A 24,674-nucleotide genomic window follows, 5' to 3' on the forward strand; every position below is an offset into this window, starting at 1 on the left:
TGCGCATTAAAGCGTAAATCGTGCCGTCGTCAAGGCGGCTGGCTTAATGGCGGGTTGATGCGATTGATTGGCGGTTAGGCGCCAACACCGCTTCCTCCCCGGCAGTAGGCAAGGTTTCCGGCATGCCCACAACGAGCAAAACCAGCGCCACCGTTGCCACGCCAGCCAGCGTCAGGAACGCCGCGCTGTAGCCGGCCTCTTGCACGACAATGCCCGCCAGCCCGTTACTGAACGCCGCCCCCAGGCCGAAAACGGTCGTGAGCGCGCCGAGGCTGATGTTGAAGTGCCCGGTGCCTTTGGTGAGGTCTTTGACTACCACGGGAAACAGCGCGCCGAAGATCCCCGCACCGACGCCGTCTAGCAGCTGCACGGCGACCAGCCAATAGGGGTCGTTGGACACGGTGTAGAGTGCGCCGCGCAACGGCAGAATCAGGAAACCGGCAAGCAGCAGCGGCTTGCGTCCCCAGACATCCGCCTTGGCACCCACCAGCCAGGCAACCGGCACCATGACCAACTGCGCCGCGACAATGCACGCCGACGTCAGTGGTGTCGCCATCTGTAGATTGACCTGGGCCAGCTTCTGGCTTACCAGTGGCAGCATCGCGGCGTTGGCCAGATGGAACAGCGCACAACAGATGGCGAACACCAACAGTGGCTTGTTGGTGAGCAGCACTGACCATCCTGATGGTTGTTTTCCGTGCCCTGCATCGGCGGGATCGAAGCCTCGCGCGAGCTCGTGGTCGATCGCCCCGGCTGAAATAAACGTGACGGCCACCACACTGCCCAGCGCCATGACTGCCATCAGGTAGAACACGGCCACCGGGCCAAACAGGTACGCAAAACCGCCTGCCAGCAGCGCCGCGCAAGCGTTCCCCGCATGATTGAACGTCTCGTTACGCCCGGTCCGCCGGGTGAATGCCCGGGGACCGGTGATGCCCAGCGAAATGGCGCAGATCGCAGGGGCGAATACCGAAGCGGCGACGGCACTGATCGCTTGAGTCAGGGCCACCAGGCTGAACGAGGTCACAAATGGCAGCAGCAGGCAGCTGCCCGTCACCACCAGGGCCGCAATTGCAATAATCGCCCGCTTGCTACGTGCCCGGTCGATCAACGCTCCGGCAGGCGTCTGGGCCGCGAGCGCGGCGACACCCGCTAGCGTCATCACCAGGCCAATACTGGCCGGCTCCCACTGATGAACGGCCAACAGGTAGATGGCCAGATAAGGGCCGAGACCGTCGCGCACATCAGCGAGGAAGAAATTCACGCTGTCCAGCGAGATATTGTTACGGCGATCTTGATGGCTGACCAAGGCGATATCTTCAGTAATCGAGGTCTGGGGAAAGGACTCAACCTCCGCATCGCTAGTGACTGCCGGTGATGACGGTAAGTTTCATCAGCGCAGCTCGGGTGTGTGAGTAAGGAAAAACCCTGGATGCGGACAGCTCCATCTTCGAGATATCTGCCCCATTTGATCTAAGATTAAAGGAACCCTGCGGGAGGAAAAACGCCATGCCACTCGCGTTCGCACATGCACCCATCCTGGCCCTCGGTGTCCTGTTCTGCACGGCAGCATCCGCTGAAGGCGAAGCAGACCCCCATCACCCACCGGCAATACTTCCACTGGAATCCGAGGCGGCTCCGGCCCTGATCGCCTATCCGCCGCTTGCCGAGCCGCTCGCCCGCGGGGTTGTGATCATCCAGTATCGAGCAGAACACGCCAGGATCATGCCGGTATTCGGCAAAGCAGCGGTTGAGGTATCACCTCGTCTGGCTCACCTTCACGTGACCGTCGACGACTGGCAGGGCACGTGGGCGCACACCAGCGAAGACCCGATCATCCTGGTTGGCCTGACCCCGGGTGCCCACAAGGTGCTGCTTGAGGTGGCAGACCCGACCCACAAGATCCTCACCCGTACGACCGTGAACTTTGTTGTTCCGCAAACGAAGCCGATGGACGATGCTCACTAAAAAGCATCCGCGCATTGGCTGACCATGGTCTGAAGGTGCTACTGCAACGACTCACGCTGGCGCACTGACAGACGCCGACGCCAATCCCCGCCATGCTGGACTTTGCATTCCTCTTCAGAGTCGAACCGCACGCAGCGGTCCAACTGCACTGAATCGACACCCGCTTCTTGCAGCGCAATGGCCGTGAGTGCCCGCATGCGTGTGTCCTGCCCACAGGACAGGGCTTGCTCCTTGCTCGCGCGGGTCTCAAACACCCAGATCACCCTGAGGCTTTGTGGAAAAGCGTCGTAGTCGACGGTGTGGGTCAGCCAGTCAAACCCGGTGATTTCAGCTTTCGCCGTATCGCAGGCTTCGGTCAGCGTAGCGACCAGGCGGCGTTCGATACGGGCGCTGTCGCGCTTATTGGCAGGCATGTTGACTCCTAAAAGATAGTTGAAGCAAAGCGTGTGCGATCCGCGGCATTCAGCGCGGCAACCGGTGGATCCGCTCGTTGATCCACTCCCGACTGTACGTCAGCACCCTGTCGGCCAGCGCCGTCGGAAAATGGATGAACCCGTGTGCGCACTCCGGCAGATGGTGCACCTCAACCTGCGCAACTTCGTCCCATCGCTCAGCGATAGCCCGGGTGTCGTCCCGAAGAGGGTCCAGTTCGCCCACGAACATCAGCGCTGGTGGAAGACCGCTAAAGTCGCCATAGAGTGGAGACAGGGGAGGCTGGCGGCGTTGTGCATCGCTCAAGCCCGGGGTGAGCCTGCGCAGCGCTTCGACCATGCCCGGACCGTCCAGTAACAAGGTTTCCGGGCCCGCCGTGCGCACGCTTGGCGTTCCCGTCAGGTCGTAGACTCCGTAATAAAGCACCGCGCCGCTCACTCGCCGGAGCATTGTCGGCCAGGCCTTGAGCGCCAACAGGGTTGCCGCAGCGAGATGCGCGCCTGCGGATTCGCCGACCACGATCACGGGCAGCCCGGCAAATTCCTCACACTCGTTGCCAAGCAACCAGCGAGCGGCGCCCAGGCAATCATTCATCAGCTCTGCAATGGGTGTCGACACTGCCAGGCGGTAATCGACCGAGACGGTGGCGACATTGCACGCCTTGACCATCGCCAGGTTAAAGGCATCATCCATCTGCGCATTGCCGATGACCCATCCGCCGCCATGGAAGTCCAGCACGAGGCCCTGAATCTCCCCCTGGGGTCGAATGATCCGCAGGGGTACAGCGACGCCATCCACCTTGATCACGCGGTTTTCGGCCGTAAGCCCATGCCTGGCCAATTGCTTGTCGCCCCCGAGTTGGCTCATGCGCAACAGTGCTTGAATCACTCGCGGCGTGACGCGATTGCGTATTTTGAAGCGTGGCATCCAGGCGAGCTTCTTGTTGAACTGGCGCATCTGCGCCACTTCAGCGGGGGCAATTTTGGCAAAAGGCATGTTTCACTCCACACGATGTGATGGAGTAGACCCTGAACCGTGCCGCAGGTGCCGGGTCTTTTGCGACTGCCCTGAGTGAGGCCGTGAGACAGCAGTGAGCAACCACACCGCCAACGCCGTCGCGCTGATCAAGGCGCCCAGCAGGCTAACCGCCGGCCAGCCCCACAGCGCATAAACATGGGTAGCCGCCGCGGCGCCCAGCGCGCTGCCCACCGAGTAAAAGCACATGTAAGCGCCGACCATGCGGCTTTGGGCGTCGGGTCGTGCGGCGAAAATGAGGCTCTGGTTGGTGACGTGTACGGCCTGCACGGCGAAATCAAGCAGGATCACACCAAAAACCAGCGCCATCAGGGACGTCTCGGCAAAACCGATAGGCAGCCAGGACAGTGTCAGCAGCCCCAGGGAAATGCCGGTCACCCGTTGGCCCAAGCCTCGATCCGCCCAACGGCCAGCCCTCCTGGCCGCCAGTGCGCCGGCAACCCCCGCCAGGCCAAACAGGCCGATGGCCGTGTGCGAAAGCGCGAGTGGCGGGGCGCTCAGGGGCAACACCATGGAGGTCCACAGCGCCGAAAAAGCCGCGAAAATCAACAAGGCGAGCAAGCCCCTGGCACGAAGGGTGGGCTCGGTGACAAACAATTTGAACAGCGAACCGATTAGCCCCAGGTAGGACTCACGATGCGCCGGCGACGCGGTGACCGGCACCACTTGCCACAGCACCAGCGCGATGCTCAGCATCAATCCCGAAGACATGAAGTAGACCGCGCGCCATCCCGCGATGTCGGCAATCAGGCCCGAGGTGAAGCGCGCCAGCAGGATGCCCAGCACAATGCCGCTGGTGACCGTGCCCACGGCCCGCCCGCGTTGTGACGGTGTGGCGAGCACGGCGGCGTAGGCCACGAGTATTTGCACCACCACAGCCAGCAGACCAACCGCGACCATCGCACTCAACAGCGCCAGCCATTGCTGTGCGGCGCCGACTGCCGCCAGCGCGAGTGCCGACAACAGCACCTGGGTCAGGATCAGCCGCTTGCGGTTGACCAGATCCCCCAGCGGCACGATTAACAGCAGCCCCACGGCATACCCCACCTGAGTCGCAGTGACCACGATGCCGATCATCGATGAGGCAACACCCAGGCTCCGGGCCATCGAATCCAGCAGCGGTTGCGCGAAGTAGACGTTGGCCACTGCAAGGGCGCAGGTGACGGAGAACAGTAAGGCAAGCGCTGGAGAAAGACCTGGAGACTGGCATGGCATTCCCTTGGCCGTTGATAGGGTGGCTGATTCGGCATCGACTGGCATGTGCGCCTCCGTGGCGTTAAGCTGGTTGCAATTAAAAACTGGTTTTAATTGTGGCGTTATCTGGTTTTAAATTGCAACCATATTGCACAGAGGCAGGACGATGCTCGATGACAATTCACCAACAGGCAACGAGTGTCCGGTCGCAAGGACACTGGAAGCCATCGGCGATCGCTGGTCGCTGATGATCATCCGCGATGCCTTCGACGATGTTCGCCGGTTCAGCGAGTTTCAGAAGAGCCTGGGCGTGGCGAAGAATATCCTCGCGTCGCGCTTGAAGACGCTGGTTCAGGTCGGGGTATTCGAGGTGTGCCCGGCATCGGATGGCAGCGCGTACAAGGAGTACGTGTTGACTGACAAAGGCCGGGAGATTTTTCCGCTGGTGGTCAGCATGAGGCAGTGGGGCGAGCGGTTTTTGTTCGAGGCGGGGGAGACGCGGTCCGTGTTGCTGGACAAGGCATCCGGGGAGCCCCTGATGCCGATTGAGGTTCGCTCGGCAAGTGGACAGAGGCTTGGGCCTTCGGATTGCCACCGGGTAAGAGTCGTTGTAGCGGACTCTTAGTCGGCGGCTTGCTGGCGACAGCTTTAGATCAACCAGCGCCGGCGATGTGATATCCCGCCGACATCGGCGGGATTCCCTCAGGCAATCAGCCGCTCAACCCAGATCTTCAGCCTGATGCCGTTCGGCGACCTGGCTCGCCTCATCACCCCAGGTCCGGTTGACCCGCTGGCCACGGATGACCGCAGGCCGGTTGGCGATTTCCTCTGCCCAGCGCTGCAGATGGGTGTACTGGTCGGCCGACAGGAATTCGGCGGCCGAATACACGTTGTTTCGCACCAGTTGGCCATACCAGGGCCACACCGCGATATCCGCGATGGAGTAGCGGTCGCCAGCGAGGTACGGGCTTTCAGCGAGGCGGCGATCCAGCACATCCAGCTGACGCTTGGCTTCCATGGTAAAGCGATTGATCGGGTATTCGAACTTCTCCGGTGCATACGCGTAAAAGTGTCCGAAACCGCCGCCCAGATAGGGCGCTGCGCCCATCTGCCAGAACAGCCAGTTCAGGGTTTCGGTACGTCCGGCTAAATCGGTCGGCAGAAACTCGCCGAACTTTTCGGCCAGGTACAGCAGGATCGCGCCGGACTCGAATACACGAACCGGTGGTTGCACACTGCGATCCAGCAGCGCGGGAATCTTCGAGTTTGGATTGATCTGGACAAAGCCACTGGAAAACTGGTCACCCTCACCGATACGGATCAACCAGGCATCGTACTCAGCGTCGCTGTGTCCCAACGCCAGCAACTCCTCGAGCAGGATCGTGACTTTCACGCCATTGGGCGTCGCCAGCGAATAGAGCTGCAACGGGTGCTCGCCCACCGGCAAGGTTTTTTCGTGAGTCGGGCCGGCGATGGGGCGGTTGATGCTGGCGAACTGTCCGCCGGACGGGGCGTTGTTCACCCAGACCTGCGGCGGGACGTAGGGAGCTTTACTCATCGGATAAACCTCATGATTTGTCGATAACTGAGAGGAGTGCGCCGGTCGTGGCTGCGAAGCGGTCATTTGACCAAAGGCATCGACCGCTTAACGTCGATCAGCCGTGAGATTACAGGTATCTGCCGGGAGCGAACACTGTGCATGTTGAGGGCAAAGAGGCGCTGAAATTCACCGTTGGATGCACTTTTATAAAGCGGGGTGAAGGGGGGCGCGCACCAGTTGGAAGCGAAAAACGAGTGCTCCTTTTTGTTTGCTGGTGGTAGGACAGCTGTGCTCGGCATTCAGCAGATACCGCATCGGCCACGCCCCGGAGGCCCGACGCAGAGGTCTTCGCACGACTACCCGGTGGTGCGACGGTTCTTTCTCCAGAGCAGATTACGGTGCTCAAGGAATGTCTGGCACAAAGGCTGCAAGTCCCCCATTAGCTCTCCCGGGAACCATCCGGGTAGGCTGCCCCCTCGATCAACGACGATCGATCGGCCAGACAGGTCATGGGCAACAGCGGAGGATCAGGCGAAGTCGCCCGGTTGATCCCGCATAAGAACAGGCAAAGACGCCTGGAACCGTAAGGTTTCAGGCGTTTTTTTTTGCTTTTTTAAACCGTGATGAGCTTTGTCGGGTGCTTGATATGAATGCCAATGTTGCCGCGTTGAACAAGTTGAAAACACTGATCGTGGTCGGTAATGGCATGGTCGGACATCATTGTGTCGAGCAACTGATCGAACGCGGTGCCCTGGAGCACTATCGGCTGCATGTGTTCAGTGAGGAGCCGATGCGTGCCTACGATCGTGTGCACCTCTCCGAATACTTCACCGGACGTGATGCCGAATCCCTGGCGTTGTCCGATGCGTCGCTGTACCAGACGCCAGGTGTCACGCTGCACCTCGGGGTGGCGGTGCTGGAAATCGACCGCGCCCGTCGTGAGGTGGTCACCGCGCAGGGTTGCATCGCCTACGACAAGTTGGTGTTGGCCACCGGGTCTTACCCGTTTGTGCCGCCGATCGAGGGCGCTGAAGGCGACTCGCGCCTGGTCTATCGCACCCTTGAAGACCTCGACGCCATCCGGGCTGCTGCCGTCAACGCCCGCCGGGGCGTGGTGGTGGGCGGAGGGCTGCTGGGGCTTGAAGCCGCCAACGCGCTGAAAAGCCTGGGCCTTGAAGCTCACGTGGTGGAATTCGCCCCGCGTTTGATGCCGGTGCAACTGGACGACCTGGGTGGCCTGGCGCTCAAGACGCAAATCGAACGGCTAGGGGTGGGCGTGCACTTGTCCCGTGCCACTCAATCGATCAGCGCGGGCGCGGACTACCGTTATCGGATGAATTTTGCCAATGACGAATTCCTCGAGACCGACCTGATCGTGTTCTCCGCCGGTATCCGCGCGCAGGACGCATTGGCCCGCCAGTCCGGTCTGGAGATTGGCCCGCGTGGGGGCGTGGTGATCAACGACGAGTGCCTGAGCATCGACCCGAACATCTACGCGATCGGCGAGTGCGCGTCCTGGAACGGCAGCCTGTTCGGCCTGGTTGCGCCGGGCTACCAAATGGCCCGGGGCGTTGCCGCGCTGTTGTGCGAGCAGGCCGCCGAGCCGTTCATGGGGGCTGACATGTCGACCAAGCTGAAACTGCTCGGCGTGGACGTTGGTTCTATCGGCGACGCCCATGCCCACACGCCGGGTTCGCGCAGCTATCAGTTCATCGACGAGGCGACGGCCAGCTATCGTCGCCTGGTGGTGGACGCGACCGGCAAGCACGTGTTGGGCGCCGTACTGGTGGGCGACAACAGCTACTACGACACCCTGCTGCAATACATGCAGAACAGCATTGTGCTGCCCAAGGAACCTGCCAGCCTGATCTTGCCGTCGTCTGCAGGCGCTCCGGTGCTCGGCCCGGGCGCGTTGCCTGCGGCCGCCACTGTTTGCTCGTGCCACAACGTCACCAAGGGCTCCATCTGCTCGGCGATCGAAGGCGGCTGCACCGACCTCGGGCTGCTGAAATCGCAGACCAAGGCGGGCACCGGTTGCGGTGGCTGTGCAGGTTTGCTCAAGCAGGTATTCGAGCACGAGTTGATCGCCCGTGGCGTCAGCGTCGACACCAGCCTGTGCGAACACTTCGCCTACACCCGCCAGGAACTGTATGCCCTGGTGCGGGTGGAAGGTGTGATTACGTTTGAAGAGCTGCTGGCCAAACATGGCCGTGGGCACACGGGGTGCGGTATCTGCAAACCGGCCGTGGGGTCGATTCTCGCGTCGTGCTGGAACCAGCCGATCATGGACGCCTCCCTGGTGCCGTTGCAGGACACCAATGACACGTTCATGGCCAACATGCAGAAGAACGGTACCTACTCGGTGGTGCCGCGCATTCCGGGCGGCGAAATCACCGCCGACAAACTGATCGCGATCGGCGTGGTGGCGAAGAAATACGATCTCTACACCAAGATCACTGGCGGTCAGCGCATCGACCTGTTCGGCGCGCAGTTGCACGAGTTGCCGGACATCTGGGCCGAGTTGATCGAGGCCGGTTTTGAAACCGGGCATGCCTACGGCAAATCGACGCGCACCGTGAAGTCATGCGTGGGCAGCACCTGGTGCCGTTATGGCGTGCAGGACAGCGTGAAAATGGCCCTGGCGATCGAGGACCGCTACAAGGGCCTGCGTTCGCCGCACAAGCTCAAGTTCGCCGTGTCCGGATGCACCCGGGAGTGCGCCGAGGCGCAAAGCAAGGACGTGGGCGTGATCGCTACCGAGAAAGGCTGGAACCTGTTCATCGCCGGTAACGGCGGTATGCGGCCGCGCCACGCTGAACTCTTTGCGACGGACCTGGACGATGAAACCCTGATCCGCTATATCGACCGCTTCCTGATGTTCTACATCCGCACCGCCGACAAACTGCAGCGTACCTCGGTCTGGCGCGAAAGCCTGGAGGGCGGGCTGGATTACCTCAAGGAGGTGATCATCCACGACAGCCTGGGCCTGGGCGCCGAACTCGAATCGCAGATGCAGCTGGTGGTCGATCGCTACGAGTGTGAGTGGGCCAACGCCCTCAAGGACCCGGAAAAACTCAAGCGCTTCCGCACCTTCGTCAACGACACGCGTCCGGATCCGGATATTCATTTCGTCCAGGAGCGCGGTCAGCGCCGTCCGATCATGGCCACCGAACTCAACCTCATTCCTGTCATCGAGGAGATTGCCTGATGAGCCAGTCCAACACTCAGCCAAACCTTGCAGCCTGGAAAGCGGTTTGCAGTGAACAAGACCTGGTAAGCAACTCCGGGGTCGTCGTCTGGTTCGAGGGCGCGCAAGTGGCGTTGTTCTACCTGCCTGAGGCCCAGGGCCGTTCGCTTTATGCGATCGACAATCACGACCCGCAATCCGGGGCGAACGTGATCGGTCGCGGTTTGATCGGCAACATCAAGGGGGACATGGTGGTGGCGTCGCCCATCTACAAGCAGCATTTTCGCCTGGAGGATGGCCACTGCCTGGAGTCGGCGCAGCAGCGGTTGCGGGTTTGGCCGGTGCGCTTGAACAGTGGCATGGTTGAACTGGGTGTGGACTGACTGACGCCGGGGCTGGGCCCCGGACCTTTGACTTCATTCGCAAAACGGTTAATATACGATTCATATATATTTCGTATGGTTGAAGTCATGGGTATTGTGAAGATCTCCGAAGGCATGCACGAAAATCTGCGCGTCGCCAGCGACGCGCTGAGTCGCTCGATCAACGCCCAGGCTGAGCACTGGATGCGCATTGGCATGCTCGCCGAGCTGCACCCGAACCTGGACCACAGCGACATCTGCCGCTTGCTGGTGCGTGCCGAACTGGCGGGAGGCCTGGACCTGCTTCAACTGTGTGATCTGGCGCAAGACGCTGCAGGCCTGCAGCTTGCTGCAGCCAGCGGAGCAGGCAAATGAAGGCCATCGTCCCGATCAACACGGCAGCACAAATAGCCCAGTCGCGCACAGCTGCACAACTGGCAGCCGAAGTGCTGGCCATGATTACTCCCTATGTGAAAGCGGGTGTCACTACCAACGAACTTGATCGACTCTGCCACGACCACATCGTCAACGTGCAGAAAGCCATAGCCGGCAATATCGGTTATCACGGCTTTCCGAAAACCGTGTGCACTTCCGTCAACCAAGTGGTCTGCCATGGCATTCCAACAGATGAGCCTTTGAAAGACGGCGACATCCTCAATATCGACATCGCCGTGATCAAGGACGGCTGGTACGGCGACACCAGCCGCATGTACTTTGTCGGCGAGCCGGCCCCCGAGGCGCGACGCCTGGTCAAGACCACCTATGACGCCATGTGCGCCGGCATTCGGGCTGTACGGCCGGGTGCGACCCTGGGCGACATTGGTTATGCCATTCAAACGGTCGCCGAGCGCGAAGGCTTCAGTGTAGTGCGCGAATACTGCGGGCACGGCATCGGCAAGGTCTATCACGATGAGCCGCAGATCCTGCATTACGGCTATCCGGGGCAGGGCCTGAAGTTGAAAGCCGGGATGATTTTCACCATTGAGCCGATGCTCAATGCCGGTAAGCGGCACGTGAAGACCCTGGCGGATGGCTGGACCGTTGTGACCAAGGATGAGTCCCTTTCGGCGCAGTGGGAGCACATGGTGGCGGTGACTGACGATGGCTTTGAAGTGTTGTCGGTTTGGCCGGATAGCAGTGATGTTTATCCTGCGATTGTTTAGTGGCCCAGTGGGGTCATCAGGGTGACCCGTTCAACCCCGCGTGAATCAGGTCGGCAAGCCGACCTGAATCGCCGCCGCTCAGAAATACTTCAGCCAGCCAATATCCCGACGCCGCGCCTTCAATGCCGCAAACCAGCGCACTGGCAGATAGAGCGATGCGGCCAGTATTAGCGCCGCCACCCACACCGCCCAAATGCTGTCGAAGCCGAAGTAGTTGCCCTGGTTCAAGCCAAACACCGCGACGCTGATCAGGTACAGCACCTTGAGCACATAAAGGTGCAGCAAGTAGAAGAACATCGGCGCGGCACCAAACACCGCCAGGGTGCTGATCCACTTGCGTTGCTGGGCGCGCTCGAAGCCCAGTAGCAACAGCAGGCCCACCCCGAGTGTCAGGGCAAGAAACAGCAGGGAAGGCGGGTACTTGGTGATGTTGAAGAAGCTCATCAACGTTTGAGTGGTGCCTTCATAGGCGAGCCATTGCGCTTCGCCGTATCCATTGACAAGGCGCAATGCAAAGAACCCCAGCAACACCCCTGAACCTGCCACCAGCAGCTTGCGTTGGCGTGAGTTGACGCTTGCCGAGCCGCCGAACCAGGGGCCGATGCAGTAACCGAGAGCGATCACGCCTATCCAAGGCAGGACCGGATAGGACGTGCGCAACCTCAGTTGCCCGGACACTTCGATCCAGCCGCGATCATGCAGGATCGCCCAAGGTACGTGCAGGCTTGAGCCGACCGGGAAGTGCAGGCCGTCGAGCAGATTGTGCCCGGCGACGATGAGCGCCCCCACGACAAACAGGGCGGGCCTTGGCAGCCACACCAGGATGGCAAGGGCAATCATGCTGATGCCGATGGCCCAGATCACTTGCATGTAGATCACGCTGGGCGGGAGCTGGAAGGTCCAGGCGAAATTCACCAGGGTGAATTCCAGCACCACCAGGAACAGGCCGCGCTTGAACAGGAAGGTGGAGACGTCGCTTTTACCCTGATGTTTTTCGCCGTAGAGGTAGGCGGACAACCCGGTTAACAGGACAAATACCGGGGCACACAGGTGGGCGAGGGTGCGGCTGAAGAACAGGGCCGGTTCAGTGGTGTCGATGCCCATGGGGTCGGCTACCTGGCGATGCAGGAAAAACGTTTCGCGCACGTGGTCGAGCAGCATGAACAGGATGACTAATCCCCTGAGGGCATCGATGGAAAGCAGGCGCTGGTTCAGGCGTGTGGCGGCGGGTAGCTGGACAGGGATTGTCATGGGGAAATCGCAGGTAGTGATAGAATAGTAATGTTATTCTATAACGGTATTCTTGAGTTGTGCCATTGGTTTGCAGGAGCGAGCTTGCTCGCGAAAAACCTGAGGACACTGCGGGGCGCCTGATGCCCCGCGTTATCGTTATCCTCCATCGCGAGCAAGCTCGCTCCTACAAGGTTGTTAGAAGCGGTACTTCGCCGAAGCCGTGATGCTACGCGGGGCGCCGTAGGTCAGGGCACCGTAGGCATTGAAGATGTCGAAGTACTTCTCGTCGGTGACGTTGTTCGCGTTGACCTGTGCCGAGAGGTTGTCGGTGATCTCGTAGCGCGCCATCAGGTTGACCAATGCATAGGCGTCCTGCTGGATCTTCTCGGAGTTGCCGGCCGGGTTGGTGGCGTAGGTATAGATCGAGTCCTGCCAGTTGACGCCGCCGCCAATGGTCAACTTGTTGAACGCGCCGGGCAGGCGGTAGGTGGTGAAGGTACGCAGCAATTTGGTTGGGTACAGCGTGTTCACGTCGTCGCCGTTGGCATCTTCAGCGGTGAACTGGGTGTAGCCCACCGAAGCATTCCAGTCGGTGGCGAGTTCGCCGGACACTTCCAGCTCGAAGCCCTTGCTGGTTGCACCTTCGCTGGCTTCGTATGCAAAACCGCCGACCGGGTTCGAAGGATCGATCAGCACGCCGGTGCTTTGGCCCAGGTTGTCCTGTTTGATCTGGAAGATCGCTGCGGAGGTGTTCAAGCGGCCGCCGAAGAACTCGCCCTTCAGACCCATTTCGGTGCTCTCGCCGACGATGGGCTCCAGTGTCTGGCCACTGCTGTCGCGCACCGATTGCGGCAGGAAGATTTCGGTGTAGCTGGCATAGGCCGAGATGTTGTCGGTGAGGTCATAGACCACGCCGGCATAGGGGGTCAATTCATGGTCAACATCCACCTTGCTGACTTCCGAGAACACGTCGTCACTGGTCTTTTCGTACCAGCTTTCGCGCGCGCCCAGAATCACCTTCAAGTCGTCGGTCACGTTCAGGCGGGTGGCGGCGTAAAGACCCTTCTGGCGAGTCTCGCTGTAGCCATAATCGGTGCGCGGCCCCCAGACCGGCTCGGCAAAGTTGCCGTCGTAGGCATCAAAGTCGGCCACGCCCTCAAAACCGGTTTGCGCATCCAGTGAGTCGGCGTCGAATTTCTGCTTGCTGTCCACGTAACCGAAGGCCAGCTCATGCTCGCGGCCCAGCAGCGAGAACGGCCCATTGAAGCGAATGGCGTAGTCGTCCTGAGTGGTCTCGGTCTTGTAGGTTGCCGGGAATGAAGACATGGGCGCGCTGCCGTTGCGGCCTGGATTGCCCGAGAGGTAAAGCAGGGAAGAGTCACCGGTGCGCTCGCCACGGTTGTAGCTGAGGTTCATCTGCCAGTCGTTGGCAAATTTGTGATCGAGATTGACGAAGTAGGTGTCGTAAGTGGTGTCCCACTTGCTCCATTTGGCCGAGGTAGTCTTGGAGCGGCTCCAGTTGGTCCGGCCGCCGTCCGCGTACCAGACCGGCAGGCCGCCCCACATTGGCGAGTCCGTCTTGTTTTCCTGGTGGCTCAAACCAAACCAGAGGGTCGTGTCTGGCGTCAGGTCGATGTCCATGGTGCCGTAGAGGGTCTGGCGCTTGTCGGAGTTCATGTCGATCCAGGTGTCGCCCTCGTTGGTCTCGCCAACCAGACGCGCGCGAACCGTGCCTTCCTCGTTCAGCGCAGTGGCCACATCGGCCTCGACGCCATAAGTGTCCCAAGTACCGGCGCTCAGTTCCACCGAACCTTTCAGGGCGGTGCTGCTGGCGCGCTTGCGCACCATGTTGATCGACGCCGACGGGTCGCCTGCACCCGTCATCAAACCGTTGGCACCGCGCACCACTTCAACACGGTCATACATGGCCAGGCTGCTGAAAATCTCCCCCGAACTCCACGGCTGCTCGTAGATGGTGGGCACGCCATCGATCATCAACGAGTTGAGCTCGAACCCGCGGGCGTTGAACTGCGCGCGGCTGGTCTCGTAGCGGTTCACCGACACACCCGTGGTGTTGTTGACCACGTCGACGATGGTCTTCAAATCCTGATCCTGGATGCGCTGCTGGGTAACCACGCTGACCGACTGCGGGGTCTCGCGCAGCGACATGCTCAAAGGCGTTGCAGTGCGAGCTGCATCTGTCGTGTAGGAGTTCGTGTCTTCGGTCACGGCACTGCGTTCGCGGGCGGCAGTCTCGGTGATCGCGATCGGAGCCAGGTTCAAAGAGTTTCCATTCTCTTTTTGTTCAGTCTGTTCCGCCGCCTGCACCGAGGGTGCAGTCAGGGCGATACCGGCAGCAAGAACGTGCACTGCCAGGGCCAGGGGGCGCAGCTGAGATGGCGAGCGCAGGGTGGCGGAGTTTTTTGAACGCGAGGAAATGGGGGCGATCATGCGAATTCTCATTCGGTTTGCTGTTATTGAGAATCCTTATCATACGCAAATGTAATTATATGTGAAATGAGGTTTTTACTTATTTGGGAACATTTATCAGTTGTGATAGCGTCTTAACTCCTGAACTGGACCGTTTGCTGATTTATGGCCCTACCTGAACGCCTCACCCTGACCCAGTTGGTTGAGATCCATTACGAGGACATCAAGGGTTATATCCAGCGCAGGGCCGGCTCTGCGGCCATCGCATCGGACGTTGTCCAGGAAACCTGGCTGCGTGCGGCCAGGCATTGCGCCAGGCAGCCGGACAAGCCCCTGGCCTATCTCTACCGCACGGCGACCAACCTGTTGCTGGACAAGCAGCGACAGGATTCGACCCATTGCCGGTACTTTGGGGACAGCGAATGGGCCGAGGAGGCCGAGTGCCCCCTCGCGCCCCCCGAGAAGGCCGCCGGCACTCGTCAGGAACTGGAGCTACTGGCCCTGGCGCTAGGAGATCTCCCGGAGAAATATCGGGCCGTGTTCCTGCTGGCCCGCTGCGAAGGGTTCACCCAGCGCGAGATCGCCGCACAACTGAACATCAATGAAAGCACCGTCGAAAAGCAGATCGCCAAGGGTATGCAGCACTGCCGCGCCCGTCTGGAGCGCGGGCATGTCGGCAACAGATCCAGGCTGAGCTGACTTCGACCGCAGCTTGATTGTGGCGCCGTCGAGTGAAGGCGCTCTTATGGAGCGCGTTCTGCCCGGTGCACTGGGTTGAAGCAAGTTGCGGGTCTGATGAGCAAGGGCTGAGTGACGCAATCTGCCAAGATTGTTAGCCTGCTCACGAATTGGCTTGGACTTTGCTATCAATTTGCCATCTGAAAGTCGCAGTTGGTGAAGCAAATGTCGCTATCAAGTCATTCAATGCAGTTGTCCCCTAACGAAAAGCGCTGGCTCCCCTGGTTTGGCAAGACCGGAAAAATCAAGACGGGCTGGTCATGCTGGCTCAATCGCTCTGCCGCCCCGGTGCTTGAACAGACTTTCGAGGCGATCACTGAAACACGGGTTCAACTCCTGCAAAACTGGACGCGCGAGCAGTGGGACCATCTGGCCGAGCTGGCCGATAATATCGGTCGGGATTTCGCCCATATCGACAGCACTTCGTTAACGGACAAGCTCGCCCAGGCAGAAGATTTTTCCGAGCTGTTTGTCGTTGACCCAAGCGGCAACCTCATTGCCTCGACATGGAATAGGCGCGGCAAAACCCCTTTCGCCTATCCCCGGGCATTGGTCGAAGGCCTCAAGGCGCCGTTTCTCCATGGCCCTTATATTGATCCATTGACCCTGCAGATCGGTCCATCGTCCTCGCGCTTTCACGATGAAGTGACGCTGATGTTCTACCAGCCCGTGCAGGTCGATGGGAAAGTCCTCGGCTGCCTCTGCGGTCGCGTGCCCAATGACGTGCTGGGGGATCTCATCCAGCGTGAGGCCGGGCACCTGTACGCCGAGTCTGGCGATAATTATCTGTTTATGGCGCAGTCGCGGTTTGATCCGGCCATCAAGCCGGGCACCGCCCTGTCACGCTCACGTTTCGAAGACGGCACGTTCACCCACGGCGAAAATCTGAAAAGCGGGGTGAATACGCCGTGGAAGACCGTGCAGATTCAGCGCCACACTGAGCTGGAGTTGCGCTTTACCGACCCGGCAACGCAACAGTTGCACCCGGGCGTACGCGAAACCATCCGCATGGGTTCCAATCTGTTCGTTACCTATCCTGGCTACTCGGACTATCGGCACATTCCGGTCGTCGGCAAGGGCGTTACTTTCCAGTTGCCAGGCTCCCATGATCGCTGGGGCATGATGTGCGAAGCCGATCTGGAGGAGGTCTACCGGCGGCGTTCACTCAGCTATGGCTTGATGAAACCTTTCCTCGCGACAATGACCGCGTTGCTGGCGTCCAACTTCCTGGTCCAGCATTACAGCGGCCTGGCCCAGGACATGATCGATGCCATCGAGCTCCTGAGCATGCTGTGTGCCACGTTCCTGTTCAGCCAGTGGGGCCCCAAGCGGCTCGCGGCCAGGCTCAACGAGATGACCGGAGTGATCAGGACCATCGCCGAGGGTGAGGGCAACCTGCGACAGCGTCTGGACACCACGCGCATGGCCAACGATGAAACCGGGGACATGGGGCGGTTGATCAACAGTTTCATTGACCACCTGGACTCGGTGGTAGGCCAGGTGGTGAAGGCCAGCAATAATGTCGGCACCACCAATCAGATGATGCTCGGGCGCAGCCAGGAGGCCGGCGTCACGTCCTCGGAGGTCGCGCATGCGGTTCATCGCCTGATGATCATCGTTGAAGACCAACTGGGCGAGATCCAGCAGGCTTCGGCCAGCGCAGAACAAATGAAGCAGGCGATGGATGAGGTGGTCTCCCGTGCCCGTGAACAATTTCTCGCCGTACAGGAAGGCACGCAGTCCATTCGGGATGTGGTACAGCGCTCTTCTTCCAGCGTGCAGTTGCTCGACAGCAACATGACCCAGATCGGCAACATCACCGGCCTGATCAGCGACATCACCAACCAGACGAATCTGCTGGCACTCAATGCGGCCATCGAGGCGGCACGTGCGGGTGAGCACGGGCGAGGCTTCGCGGTGGTCGCCGACGAGGTACGCAGCCTCGCCTCGCGAACTTCACGGGCGGCGGACGATATCAGGCAGATGGTCGAAGGTTTGCAGAATGAAACGCAAAAAGCCGTCAGCTTCATGGAGGAGGGCGTCAAGGACGTCGATAACAGCCTGCGCCTGGCCGAAGATGCATCCTCGGAAAACGTACAGTTGCACCAGGCCGTAGAGAGCATGTTTGCGATTATTCAACAACTCAACAAGCACAGCCTCGACTGTGGCAAGACGATCAAGAAGGTCGACCAGTCCTCATTGGAAATGCGCCAGACCGTAGTGGTGCTGCAAAACAGTGCGGAAACAGTGAGGCTCAATGCCAACAAACTGCAAAAGCTCGTCGGCCAATTCGAGGTCAGTAGCAACGTCGAGCGAGGGGCGGCCGCCTGATTTTACTGGACGAGACGCGCGCTTATCGAGCTCTCGTCTCGCCCAGAATCCTCGAGGCGTCCTGCGCCGGAGGAAGGCCGAACACCCGCGCGTAATCCCGGCTGAATTGCGTTGCGCTCTCGTATCCGACTTCAAAGGCGGCGGCCATCACGCTCCTGGCATTGGCCACCATCAGCGTCCGCGCCTGGAGCAGGCGTACGCGTTTTTGATACTGCAACGGGCTCAAATTGGTCACCGCCTTGAAGTGCCGATGAAACGCCGAGACGCTCATTGACGCACGGTGTGCCAGGCTTTCCACCCTGATCGGCTGGGCAAAGTCACGGCGAATCCATTGGATAGCCATGCTGATGCGGGCCATGGCGGTATCCGGGGCGGCGATCTCGCGCAGCATCCAGCCGTGGGGACCCTGCAGCACACGGAACAGAATCTCACGCTCATACACCGGGGCCAGGGCGGCGATGGCCTGGGGGTCGCCCATCAGTCGCAGCATGCGCACCCAGGCATCCATCAATTCGGTGGTCACTGACGCCACACTGAAGCCGGGGTTGTAGTCGTAGCGTGCGCCAGGTTTGGGCAGGTCGGCAAAGAGTGCGGACAGCACGCTGGGGTCCAGCGTCAGGCTCACGGCCAGATAAGGCTCTCCGGACTCGGCCGGATGCACCGAGCCTACTGCCGGCAGGTCTATGGACATGACGAAATAGGTCGCCGGGTCATACCGCAGCGTGCGGTCGCCCACGGTCATGCTTTTGCTGCCCTGCAGGATCAGGTTGATCATCGGGTCGTAGACCGCCGCCAGCAGGTGCTCGGGAATTTTACCCTGCACCATGGCCACGCGCGGAATGCCCGTCTCGGTTCGGCGATTTTCAGCGCCGGCCGCGAGCGATCGCAGCTCATTCAATCGATTATCCATGCCGGGCATGCTGAGGGCAGAGCAGGTTGGCGTGCAAGCGAAAAGCAGAAACAGGCAGGTTTCGAGCAGGAACGGGTACGACCCCGGTGGCTGCGATCAGTACTGTGGAGGCACGTTTGAACCACAGAGGAACATGACATGAGCGTAATCGTAATCACTGGCGGCAGCCGCGGGATCGGCGCAAGTGCCGCCGAACACATTGCCCGGTCAGGCCTGGGGGTGATCCTCACCTACAATACCAACCCACAGGCTGCGGCTGCAGTCACAGCGCGCATCGAGCAAGCCGGTGGCAAGGCCGTCGCGCTCAAGCTTGATGTCGCTGACGTAGCCAGCTTCCCGGCGTTTCGCGAGTCGGTGGTACTGGCCTTGCGCGAATCCTGGCAGGCAACCACCCTGGCGGGCTTGGTCAACAACGCCGGGTACGGCCTGTTCAATCCCCTGGCCAGCGTCAGCGAAGCGCAGTTCGATGGCCTGTGCAATGTCCACCTCAAAGGCCCTTTTTTCCTCACCCAGACGCTGCTGCCACTGCTGGCGGACAACGCCAGTATCGTCAACCTGACCAGCGCCACGACCCGCGTGGCCACCTCTGGCGTGGCGCCCTACGCGGCGTTCAAAGGAGGGCTGGAAGTGCTCACCCGGTACATGGCCAAGGAATTTGGCGAGCGCGGCATCCGTGCCAACGCCGTATCGCCTGGTGCTATTCGTACCGAACTGGGCGGCGGGCTCAATGATGAGTTCGAAGCCATGCTGGCAGCACAAACAGCGCTCGGCAGGGTCGGCGAGCCGGAGGATGTGGCACGGGTCATTGCCATGCTGCTGTCCGAGGACGGCGCCTGGATCAATGCCCAGACCATCGAAGTCGCCGGCGGCTACAACATCTGAACACGCGAGGGCTACAGCATGCTGGATCACATTTTTCTTTCAGTGAGCGACATCAAGCGCTCCATCGGTTTCTACGAAGCGACGTTGGCACCACTGGGTATCACCGTGCGGCTGGACTACGACGGGCAAGACGGGCCGCCGGGTCATCCCGATCTCAAAGGCTTCGGCGCCAATGGCCGGATATTTTTCTGGTTGCGCGAAGGGGTAGTCGAGGGCGCAGCGGTGCACGTGGGGTTTGTGGCCAACAGCCAGGCTGAGGTCGAAGCCGCCTATGCGGCTGCCATTGACAGTGGCGCGGTCGATAACGGCGCGCCTGGCGCACGCCTGCATTATGACCCGAACTACTACGCCGCCAATGTGCTGGATCCGGACGGGTACAGCCTGGAATTCGTCTACAAAAACTGGCAGCACGCCCAATGAAAACGCTACTGATCTACGGTGCCACAGGCTACACCGGGCGCATGGCCGCCGAGCGCGCCAAGGCTTTGGGTCTGCAGTTTGAAATTGCCGGGCGTCATCAGCCCCGGCTCGCCGCCCTTGCCGCGCAACTGCAGGTACCGTTTCGCGTATTTGATGCAGGGCCGGGGGCGGAGACATTTCTGTCTGGGATAAATGTATTGCTGAACTTCGCGGGGCCATTCGCACAAACCGCCGACGCCCTGATGCATGCCTGTCTCCAGGCCGGGGCCGACTACCTGGACATCACTGCCGAGATCAACGTCTACCGGCTGGCCGAGCGGCTGGGCGCTGAAGCGGTGCAGGCGGGCGTGATGCTGTTGCCGGGCGTCGGATGGGATGTCGTCCCGACAGACTCGCTGGCAGTGCATGTCGCCCGACGTGTGGAGCAGCCTCGCGCTTTGAATATCGCGCTTCAGGTTCCTGGATCGATGTCCCGGGGATCGGCCATGAGCGTCAGCGAAATCACTGGCGCGGGCGTCCTCGCCAGGGTTGATGGCGAGCTGGTTGCCACTCCTGATGCGCAGCCACGCCACTTTGATTTTGGTGACGGCCCGGTCCTGTGTGTGCCGCTGTCGTTCGGCGATCTGGTGACCGCTTGGCATTCGACCGGTATCCCCAACGTTGCGATGTTCGTGCGTATCGCCGGCAATGCGTTTCCTGAAGGAGACCTGGCGCAACTGCCGGATGGGCCGACGGCCCAGGAGAGGGATGCGCATCGGGCACGGGCCGTGGTGGAAATTACCGGGGCTGATGGCCTGATCGCAAGATCGATGATCGAGACGGTAAACGGTTACTCGTACACGCCGTTGGCGGCGGTCGAAGCCGCCCGCCGAGTGCTGCAAGGGGACCGCCGGTCGGGCTTTGCCACCCCGGCGCAGGTCTTCGGTGGTGGATTTGCCGAGAGCATTGACGGCACGCTGATCACCGATCGTTAGGGTTTTCGTGCCTTCGCGCCCGTGGCCGTGGTCAGGCCGCTCAATGGGTAGTCAGAACCGCAGTCCGCTGATTGTCGTCAGTTCGCCTATTCTCATGGTCCACCCGGGAAAACCATTGGCCTTGAAGTGACTGCAAACCTGAAGAGGCCGGGTGGCCAGGCAGCGCGCAGAGGCCCGTCATTTCATTCTGGAGATGCGAGCATGGGCTACGTCACTACGCAGGACGGTGTTGAGATCTTTTACAAAGACTGGGGGCCACGCGATGCCCCGGTGATCTGCTTTCATCACGGATGGCCTCTCAGCGCGGACGACTGGGATGCGCAGATGCTGTTTTTTCTGGCGAACGGTTATCGGGTCATTGCGCACGACCGGCGTGGCCACGGGCGATCCAGCCAGGTCTGGGACGGGCACGACATGGATCACTACGCTGACGATGCCGCGGCCGTCGTCGACCATCTGGGCGTACAAGGCGCAGCCCATGTGGGGCATTCCACCGGAGGCGGCGAGGTCATCCATTACATTGCTCGCCATGGCGAAGACCGAGTGTCGAAGGCCGCCATCATCAGCGCCGTGCCGCCCTTGATGGTGCAGACCCCGAGCAATCCCGGCGGCTTGCCAAAATCGGTTTTCGATGACCTGCAGGCACAGCTCAAGGCCAACCGCGCGCAGTTCTACCATGACGTTCCGGCGGGACCTTTCTACGGGTACAACCGCCCTGGGGCAAAACCGTCCGAGGGGATCATCCTGAATTGGTGGCGGCAAGGCATGATGGGCTGTGCCAAGGCGCACTATGACGGGATCGTGGCCTTTTCCCAGACCGACTTCACCGAAGATCTGAAGCGCATCACCATTCCAGTGCTGGTGATGCACGGTGATGATGACCAGATCGTGCCGTACGAAGACTCTGGACCTTTGTCGGCAAAGCTCCTGCAAAACAGCACACTGAAAACCTATTCGGGCTTCCCCCACGGAATGCCGACGACCAACGCCGACACCATCAACGCCGACTTGCTCGCTTTCCTGCGAGGTTAGGCAACGGGGCAGGGGTTGCGTGATTGCTCGCAGCCCCTGCACCCATTTTCACTGTCCATGTGCGTGAACAGTGATGTCAAAAACCAGGGATTATTTTTCTTCGAGCAGTCCACTAGCATCGTTGGCAATCAACTGGACCCGGAGAACACCATGAGCAAGCCCGAATTTTTCGTCACCCCAGGTTATGGCGACTACCTGCGCGAAAACCTGCATTACTCCCAGGCCGTCAAAGTTGGCAACCGCATTGAAACGTCGGGCCAGGGCGGTTGGGATGACGAGTTCAACATTCCCCCATCGCTCGCTGAGGAGATCGGCCAGGCGTTTGCCAACCTGACAAGAACCTTGGCAGCGGCGGGCGCTGGCTGGGAGCACGTGATTCACGTCAATTCCTACCATGTAGGTGGTTTTCCTCCCGAAGTGAACGAGGCGATGGTCAAGTGGTACCGCCACTACATGCCCAACCATGCGCCGATCTGGACGCAGGTCGGGGTCGAGTCCCTCGGGTTGCCGACCATGCGCATCGAGATCCGTGTCACGGCAATCATTCCTTGATGCCGAACCTTTCAATCACCCAATCGATAAACACTTTGAGGCGAGCATTCTGATGACGATTGGGTGGGTACATGACCTGGACCGGCATGGCCGGTCGCGACCAGCTTTCCAGTACCGGCACTAACTGGCCCGTATCGAAGTAATGCTGAACAATCGAGCGAAAATGCTGCCCGACGCCAAAGCCCGCGAGCAGCATCTCCTTGAGGCCATTGCCTTCGTTAGTCGTAAACGCGCAATTGCCCACCTCATGCCGGGTCGTCCCTCGCTCGAAAATCAACGGCTCTGCGGTGTTCGATGGAAAAAAATAACCCACCCGGTAATGGTTGTTTTCCAGGTCATCAGGGGACTGGGGCGTGCCCATGCGCGCCAGATAGCTGGGGGCCGCGCAGGTGACGTATTCGAGCTCGGCGATTTTGCGACTGATCATGGCCATATCGTCGGGCTTGCCCGCACGAATTACGCAGTCCACCCCTTCACCCACGATGTTGACCGGCCGATCACTGATCCCCAGGGCAATGGTGATGTCCGGGAACTCTCGGTGAAAATCCACCAGCGCCGGGATCAACAGGCCATTGGCGAACGATGCCGGCGCATCCACTCTCAAGTGGCCGTGGGCCTTGAGTTTTCGCCCGCGCACAGCGTTGTCCAGCTCGTCCAGTTCAGCCACCAGGCGCACGGCATGCAGGTGGTAATCCAGGCCTTCGAGCGTGGGTGTAAGCGCACGCGTGGTGCGCTGAATCAGCCTGATGCCCAGGTGCTTTTCCAGGTCGGTAATCAGTTTGCTGACCGTGGAGCGTGGTAGCGCCAGCTGTTCGGATGCCCGACTGAAAGAGCCGGTTTCGATGACCCGGACAAAGGCGCGCAGCGCCAGGAGTTGGTTCATGCGGATGTCTACCTCGGTAAAACACAGGGGTTCACACGGATGAACAGCAGGCGCTCACGCTCCTGATCGGCGTAGTAGCGGTAGCCCGATGGCGATCTACCGGCAGGGGGGCATTAGCCCCAGGGTTTCGTAGTAACGGATAGTGACCGCTTTGGTCTGGGTAGCTTTCGCCAAGGCACCGACCGTGTAAGTGGCCTTATTCATTTCCCTTGACCTTATAGCCGCTAGAACCTTCATTCTACTCACTTCCGGCGATTGGCCCATGCGCCCGTGTATGTGCGTCATCTACAAGCAAGGGATCAATGGGTTACGCCTGTTAAAGAAATAGAGCGAGGTCGGCATGAAAGAAACGTTGCGTAGCGCCATAACTGAAGCCTTCCGCGAGGCTGGCCTGGCTGTGAGGCACAGGGACTTTCAGGCGGCCTACGGCTGGTTGGAGCGGGCGCACATCCTTACCCAACGCATCCCGCTGGCTCACGCGAAATCTCATTGGCTCATGCTGAAACTGGGGTGGCTCACGAAGGATTGGCGGGAGGTTGCGGGCCAGCTCCCGCGCATTGTTGCAGCCCTGGTGTTTTCTACGATCTGGGTCCCAGTCGGCAACACGGGAAGAGCGCGCATCAGCGCATTTTCTGCCATGCCGCTCAGCACCGAACTGGAAGATCTGTTGCGCGAAGACTAGTGCACATCGAACGCCCGCAAGACCTGCCCGCGATGGCTCACGAAGGATGCGCGGGAGGTTGCGGGCCAGCTCCCGCGCATTTTCGCAGCCCTGTTGTTTGCCACGAGCTGGGTGCCAATCGGTCACACAGAAAGAGCGCGCATCAGCGCATTTTTCTGCCAGGCCGCTCTGTGCCGAACTGTAAGACCTGTTGCGCGAAGACTAGTGTAGTTTAGCGATCACCTTGATCTCGAAGTCAAAGCCGGACAACCAGGTCACGCCGATAACGGTCGCCGTGGGGTAGGGAGCGTCGCCCCAGTACTCGGCCGCAACTTCCCAGATAGTTTCGAATTTCGAGTCGGGGTCTACGATGAAGATGGTCGTGTCGACCACATCCTCGAAACTACTGCCGGCCTCGGCCAGGATCGCATTCAAATTGGTGAAGGCCAGGCGAACCTGTGCCGCGAGGTCCGACTCGGCCGAGCCATCCTTGCGGCTGCCGACCTGACCGGAAACGAACAAAAAGCCGTTGGAGCGAATCGCCGGCGAGTAGCGGTGCAATTCGTACAATGCATGGCGGTCAGGCGGGAAAACGACATCACGTTTGCTGGTCATTGCATAGCTCCTTCGGGGCCATCGCGGCCCGCTGTTTACGATGGAGCCACTGTAAAAAGAAGGCAGGCCTGGATAAACGGGCAACTCTGGTCATGACTGTTTGTAGAATCCAAATTATCCAGACCCGAGAGA

General features: G+C 60.3%; 25 protein-coding genes and 1 pseudogene. 15 read left to right on the forward strand and 11 right to left on the reverse strand.

Going from position 1 to position 24,674, the window contains the following annotated elements; all coding sequences use genetic code 11:
* Nucleotides 1-43: 43 nt before the first annotated feature.
* On the reverse strand, nt 44-1,309 hold the full coding sequence (locus EQV97_RS01005; RefSeq protein WP_240888175.1) for an MFS transporter: 1,266 nt from the start codon (nt 1,307-1,309) through the stop codon (nt 44-46).
* A gap of 200 nt (nt 1,310-1,509) precedes the next feature.
* Between EQV97_RS01005 and EQV97_RS01010 the strand changes: the two genes are divergently transcribed.
* The gene (locus tag EQV97_RS01010) at nt 1,510-1,968 is read left to right on the forward strand and encodes a DUF6130 family protein (protein ID WP_240888177.1); all 459 of its coding nucleotides are present in this window, start codon (nt 1,510-1,512) and stop codon (nt 1,966-1,968) included.
* Between the two features lie 38 nt (nt 1,969-2,006).
* Here EQV97_RS01010 and EQV97_RS01015 read toward each other — a convergent pair whose 3' ends face one another.
* Genes EQV97_RS01015 through EQV97_RS01025 form a run of 3 tightly spaced genes read right to left on the reverse strand, consistent with a single transcriptional unit; the run spans nt 2,007 to nt 4,650 of the window.
* Nucleotides 2,007-2,381: a hypothetical protein gene (locus tag EQV97_RS01015; RefSeq protein ID WP_240888179.1), complete on the reverse strand. Its 375-nt coding sequence runs from the start codon at nt 2,379-2,381 to the stop codon at nt 2,007-2,009.
* A gap of 49 nt (nt 2,382-2,430) precedes the next feature.
* Nucleotides 2,431-3,396 (reverse strand): alpha/beta hydrolase fold domain-containing protein, encoded by a 966-nt coding sequence (locus EQV97_RS01020; RefSeq protein ID WP_240888180.1) that lies wholly within the window; start codon nt 3,394-3,396, stop codon nt 2,431-2,433.
* Between the two features lie 3 nt (nt 3,397-3,399).
* The gene (locus EQV97_RS01025) at nt 3,400-4,650 is read right to left on the reverse strand and encodes an MFS transporter (RefSeq protein ID WP_240888661.1); all 1,251 of its coding nucleotides are present in this window, start codon (nt 4,648-4,650) and stop codon (nt 3,400-3,402) included.
* 145 nt (nt 4,651-4,795) lie between these two features.
* Here EQV97_RS01025 and EQV97_RS01030 point away from each other — a divergent pair, with 145 nt between their 5' ends.
* Complete coding sequence (locus tag EQV97_RS01030) at nt 4,796-5,254, forward strand: helix-turn-helix domain-containing protein (protein WP_201149413.1); 459 nt, start codon at nt 4,796-4,798, stop codon at nt 5,252-5,254.
* A 93-nt stretch (nt 5,255-5,347) separates the two neighbouring features.
* Here the strand turns inward: EQV97_RS01030 and yghU are convergent, their stop codons facing one another.
* Nucleotides 5,348-6,187: a glutathione-dependent disulfide-bond oxidoreductase gene (gene yghU / locus EQV97_RS01035; protein ID WP_122839980.1), complete on the reverse strand. Its 840-nt coding sequence runs from the start codon at nt 6,185-6,187 to the stop codon at nt 5,348-5,350.
* A 628-nt stretch (nt 6,188-6,815) separates the two neighbouring features.
* Here yghU and nirB point away from each other — a divergent pair.
* From nirB to map, 4 genes are all read left to right on the forward strand, one after another.
* Entirely contained in the window at nt 6,816-9,377 is a 2,562-nt protein-coding gene (gene nirB, locus EQV97_RS01040) for a nitrite reductase large subunit NirB (protein ID WP_240888181.1), read from the forward strand.
* Entirely contained in the window at nt 9,377-9,739 is a 363-nt protein-coding gene (gene nirD, locus EQV97_RS01045) for a nitrite reductase small subunit NirD (RefSeq protein WP_122839982.1), read from the forward strand. Before nirB ends, nirD begins: the two co-directional genes overlap by 1 nt.
* 87 nt (nt 9,740-9,826) lie before the next feature.
* Complete coding sequence (locus tag EQV97_RS01050; RefSeq protein ID WP_240888182.1) at nt 9,827-10,093, forward strand: ParD-like family protein; 267 nt, start codon at nt 9,827-9,829, stop codon at nt 10,091-10,093.
* Entirely contained in the window at nt 10,090-10,881 is a 792-nt protein-coding gene (gene map, locus EQV97_RS01055) for a type I methionyl aminopeptidase (RefSeq protein ID WP_122839984.1), read from the forward strand. Before EQV97_RS01050 ends, map begins: the two co-directional genes overlap by 4 nt.
* Nucleotides 10,882-10,959: 78 nt before the next feature.
* Here the strand turns inward: map and EQV97_RS01060 are convergent, their stop codons facing one another.
* Entirely contained in the window at nt 10,960-12,132 is a 1,173-nt protein-coding gene (locus tag EQV97_RS01060) for a DUF1624 domain-containing protein (protein WP_240888183.1), read from the reverse strand.
* A gap of 177 nt (nt 12,133-12,309) precedes the next feature.
* A complete protein-coding gene (locus tag EQV97_RS01065) occupies nt 12,310-14,565 on the reverse strand; it encodes a TonB-dependent siderophore receptor (protein ID WP_240888184.1) in 2,256 nt (751 codons plus the stop codon).
* Between the two features lie 144 nt (nt 14,566-14,709).
* On the opposite strand from EQV97_RS01065, the gene EQV97_RS01070 reads away from it, so the two are divergent.
* Complete coding sequence (locus EQV97_RS01070) at nt 14,710-15,243, forward strand: RNA polymerase sigma factor (protein WP_122839987.1); 534 nt, start codon at nt 14,710-14,712, stop codon at nt 15,241-15,243.
* Between the two features lie 204 nt (nt 15,244-15,447).
* A complete protein-coding gene (locus EQV97_RS01075; RefSeq protein ID WP_240888185.1) occupies nt 15,448-17,613 on the forward strand; it encodes a methyl-accepting chemotaxis protein in 2,166 nt (721 codons plus the stop codon).
* A gap of 22 nt (nt 17,614-17,635) precedes the next feature.
* On the opposite strand, the gene EQV97_RS01080 is transcribed toward EQV97_RS01075, so the two are convergent.
* Nucleotides 17,636-18,523, reverse strand: coding sequence for an AraC family transcriptional regulator (locus EQV97_RS01080; protein WP_122839989.1), 888 nt, complete (start codon nt 18,521-18,523; stop codon nt 17,636-17,638).
* 138 nt (nt 18,524-18,661) lie between these two features.
* Here EQV97_RS01080 and EQV97_RS01085 point away from each other — a divergent pair, with 138 nt between their 5' ends.
* From EQV97_RS01085 to EQV97_RS01105, 5 genes are all read left to right on the forward strand, one after another.
* Nucleotides 18,662-19,405 carry an SDR family oxidoreductase gene (locus tag EQV97_RS01085; protein ID WP_240888186.1) on the forward strand — a complete coding sequence of 248 codons (744 nt, stop codon included), beginning with the start codon at nt 18,662-18,664 and terminating at the stop codon, nt 19,403-19,405.
* A gap of 18 nt (nt 19,406-19,423) precedes the next feature.
* Nucleotides 19,424-19,825 (forward strand): VOC family protein, encoded by a 402-nt coding sequence (locus EQV97_RS01090; RefSeq protein WP_122839991.1) that lies wholly within the window; start codon nt 19,424-19,426, stop codon nt 19,823-19,825.
* Nucleotides 19,822-20,799, forward strand: a complete 978-nt coding sequence (locus tag EQV97_RS01095; RefSeq protein ID WP_240888187.1) for a saccharopine dehydrogenase NADP-binding domain-containing protein — start codon at nt 19,822-19,824, stop codon at nt 20,797-20,799. The genes EQV97_RS01090 and EQV97_RS01095 overlap by 4 nt, the downstream gene beginning before the upstream one ends.
* A gap of 201 nt (nt 20,800-21,000) precedes the next feature.
* Nucleotides 21,001-21,831 (forward strand): alpha/beta hydrolase, encoded by an 831-nt coding sequence (locus tag EQV97_RS01100; protein ID WP_225570791.1) that lies wholly within the window; start codon nt 21,001-21,003, stop codon nt 21,829-21,831.
* Nucleotides 21,832-21,981: 150 nt separating this feature from the next.
* Nucleotides 21,982-22,383 (forward strand): RidA family protein, encoded by a 402-nt coding sequence (locus EQV97_RS01105; RefSeq protein WP_240888188.1) that lies wholly within the window; start codon nt 21,982-21,984, stop codon nt 22,381-22,383.
* Here EQV97_RS01105 and EQV97_RS01110 read toward each other — a convergent pair.
* Both EQV97_RS01110 and EQV97_RS28960 read right to left on the reverse strand, forming a co-directional pair.
* Entirely contained in the window at nt 22,373-23,266 is an 894-nt protein-coding gene (locus tag EQV97_RS01110) for a LysR family transcriptional regulator (RefSeq protein ID WP_240888189.1), read from the reverse strand. The two genes, EQV97_RS01105 and EQV97_RS01110, sit on opposite strands and share 11 nt — an antisense overlap.
* Nucleotides 23,267-23,362: 96 nt before the next feature.
* Nucleotides 23,363-23,470, reverse strand: a complete 108-nt coding sequence (locus tag EQV97_RS28960; RefSeq protein WP_346769704.1) for a MerR family DNA-binding transcriptional regulator — start codon at nt 23,468-23,470, stop codon at nt 23,363-23,365.
* A 136-nt stretch (nt 23,471-23,606) separates the two neighbouring features.
* Here EQV97_RS28960 and EQV97_RS01120 point away from each other — a divergent pair, with 136 nt between their 5' ends.
* Together EQV97_RS01120 and EQV97_RS01125 are read left to right on the forward strand one after the other, a co-directional pair.
* Nucleotides 23,607-23,948: a DUF3703 domain-containing protein gene (locus tag EQV97_RS01120; RefSeq protein ID WP_225570795.1), complete on the forward strand. Its 342-nt coding sequence runs from the start codon at nt 23,607-23,609 to the stop codon at nt 23,946-23,948.
* A gap of 45 nt (nt 23,949-23,993) precedes the next feature.
* Nucleotides 23,994-24,158 (forward strand): annotated as a pseudogene (locus EQV97_RS01125) (DUF3703 domain-containing protein); the annotation flags it as partial.
* Here EQV97_RS01125 and EQV97_RS01130 read toward each other — a convergent pair.
* Nucleotides 24,150-24,542: a RidA family protein gene (locus EQV97_RS01130; RefSeq protein ID WP_122839997.1), complete on the reverse strand. Its 393-nt coding sequence runs from the start codon at nt 24,540-24,542 to the stop codon at nt 24,150-24,152. The pseudogene EQV97_RS01125 and the gene EQV97_RS01130 sit on opposite strands and share 9 nt — an antisense overlap.
* Nucleotides 24,543-24,674: the final 132 nt, after the last annotated feature.

Origin of the sequence: Pseudomonas sp. TMW22090 (assembly GCF_022496665.1) — a bacterium.
Taxonomy (GTDB): domain Bacteria; phylum Pseudomonadota; class Gammaproteobacteria; order Pseudomonadales; family Pseudomonadaceae; genus Aquipseudomonas; species Aquipseudomonas gregormendelii.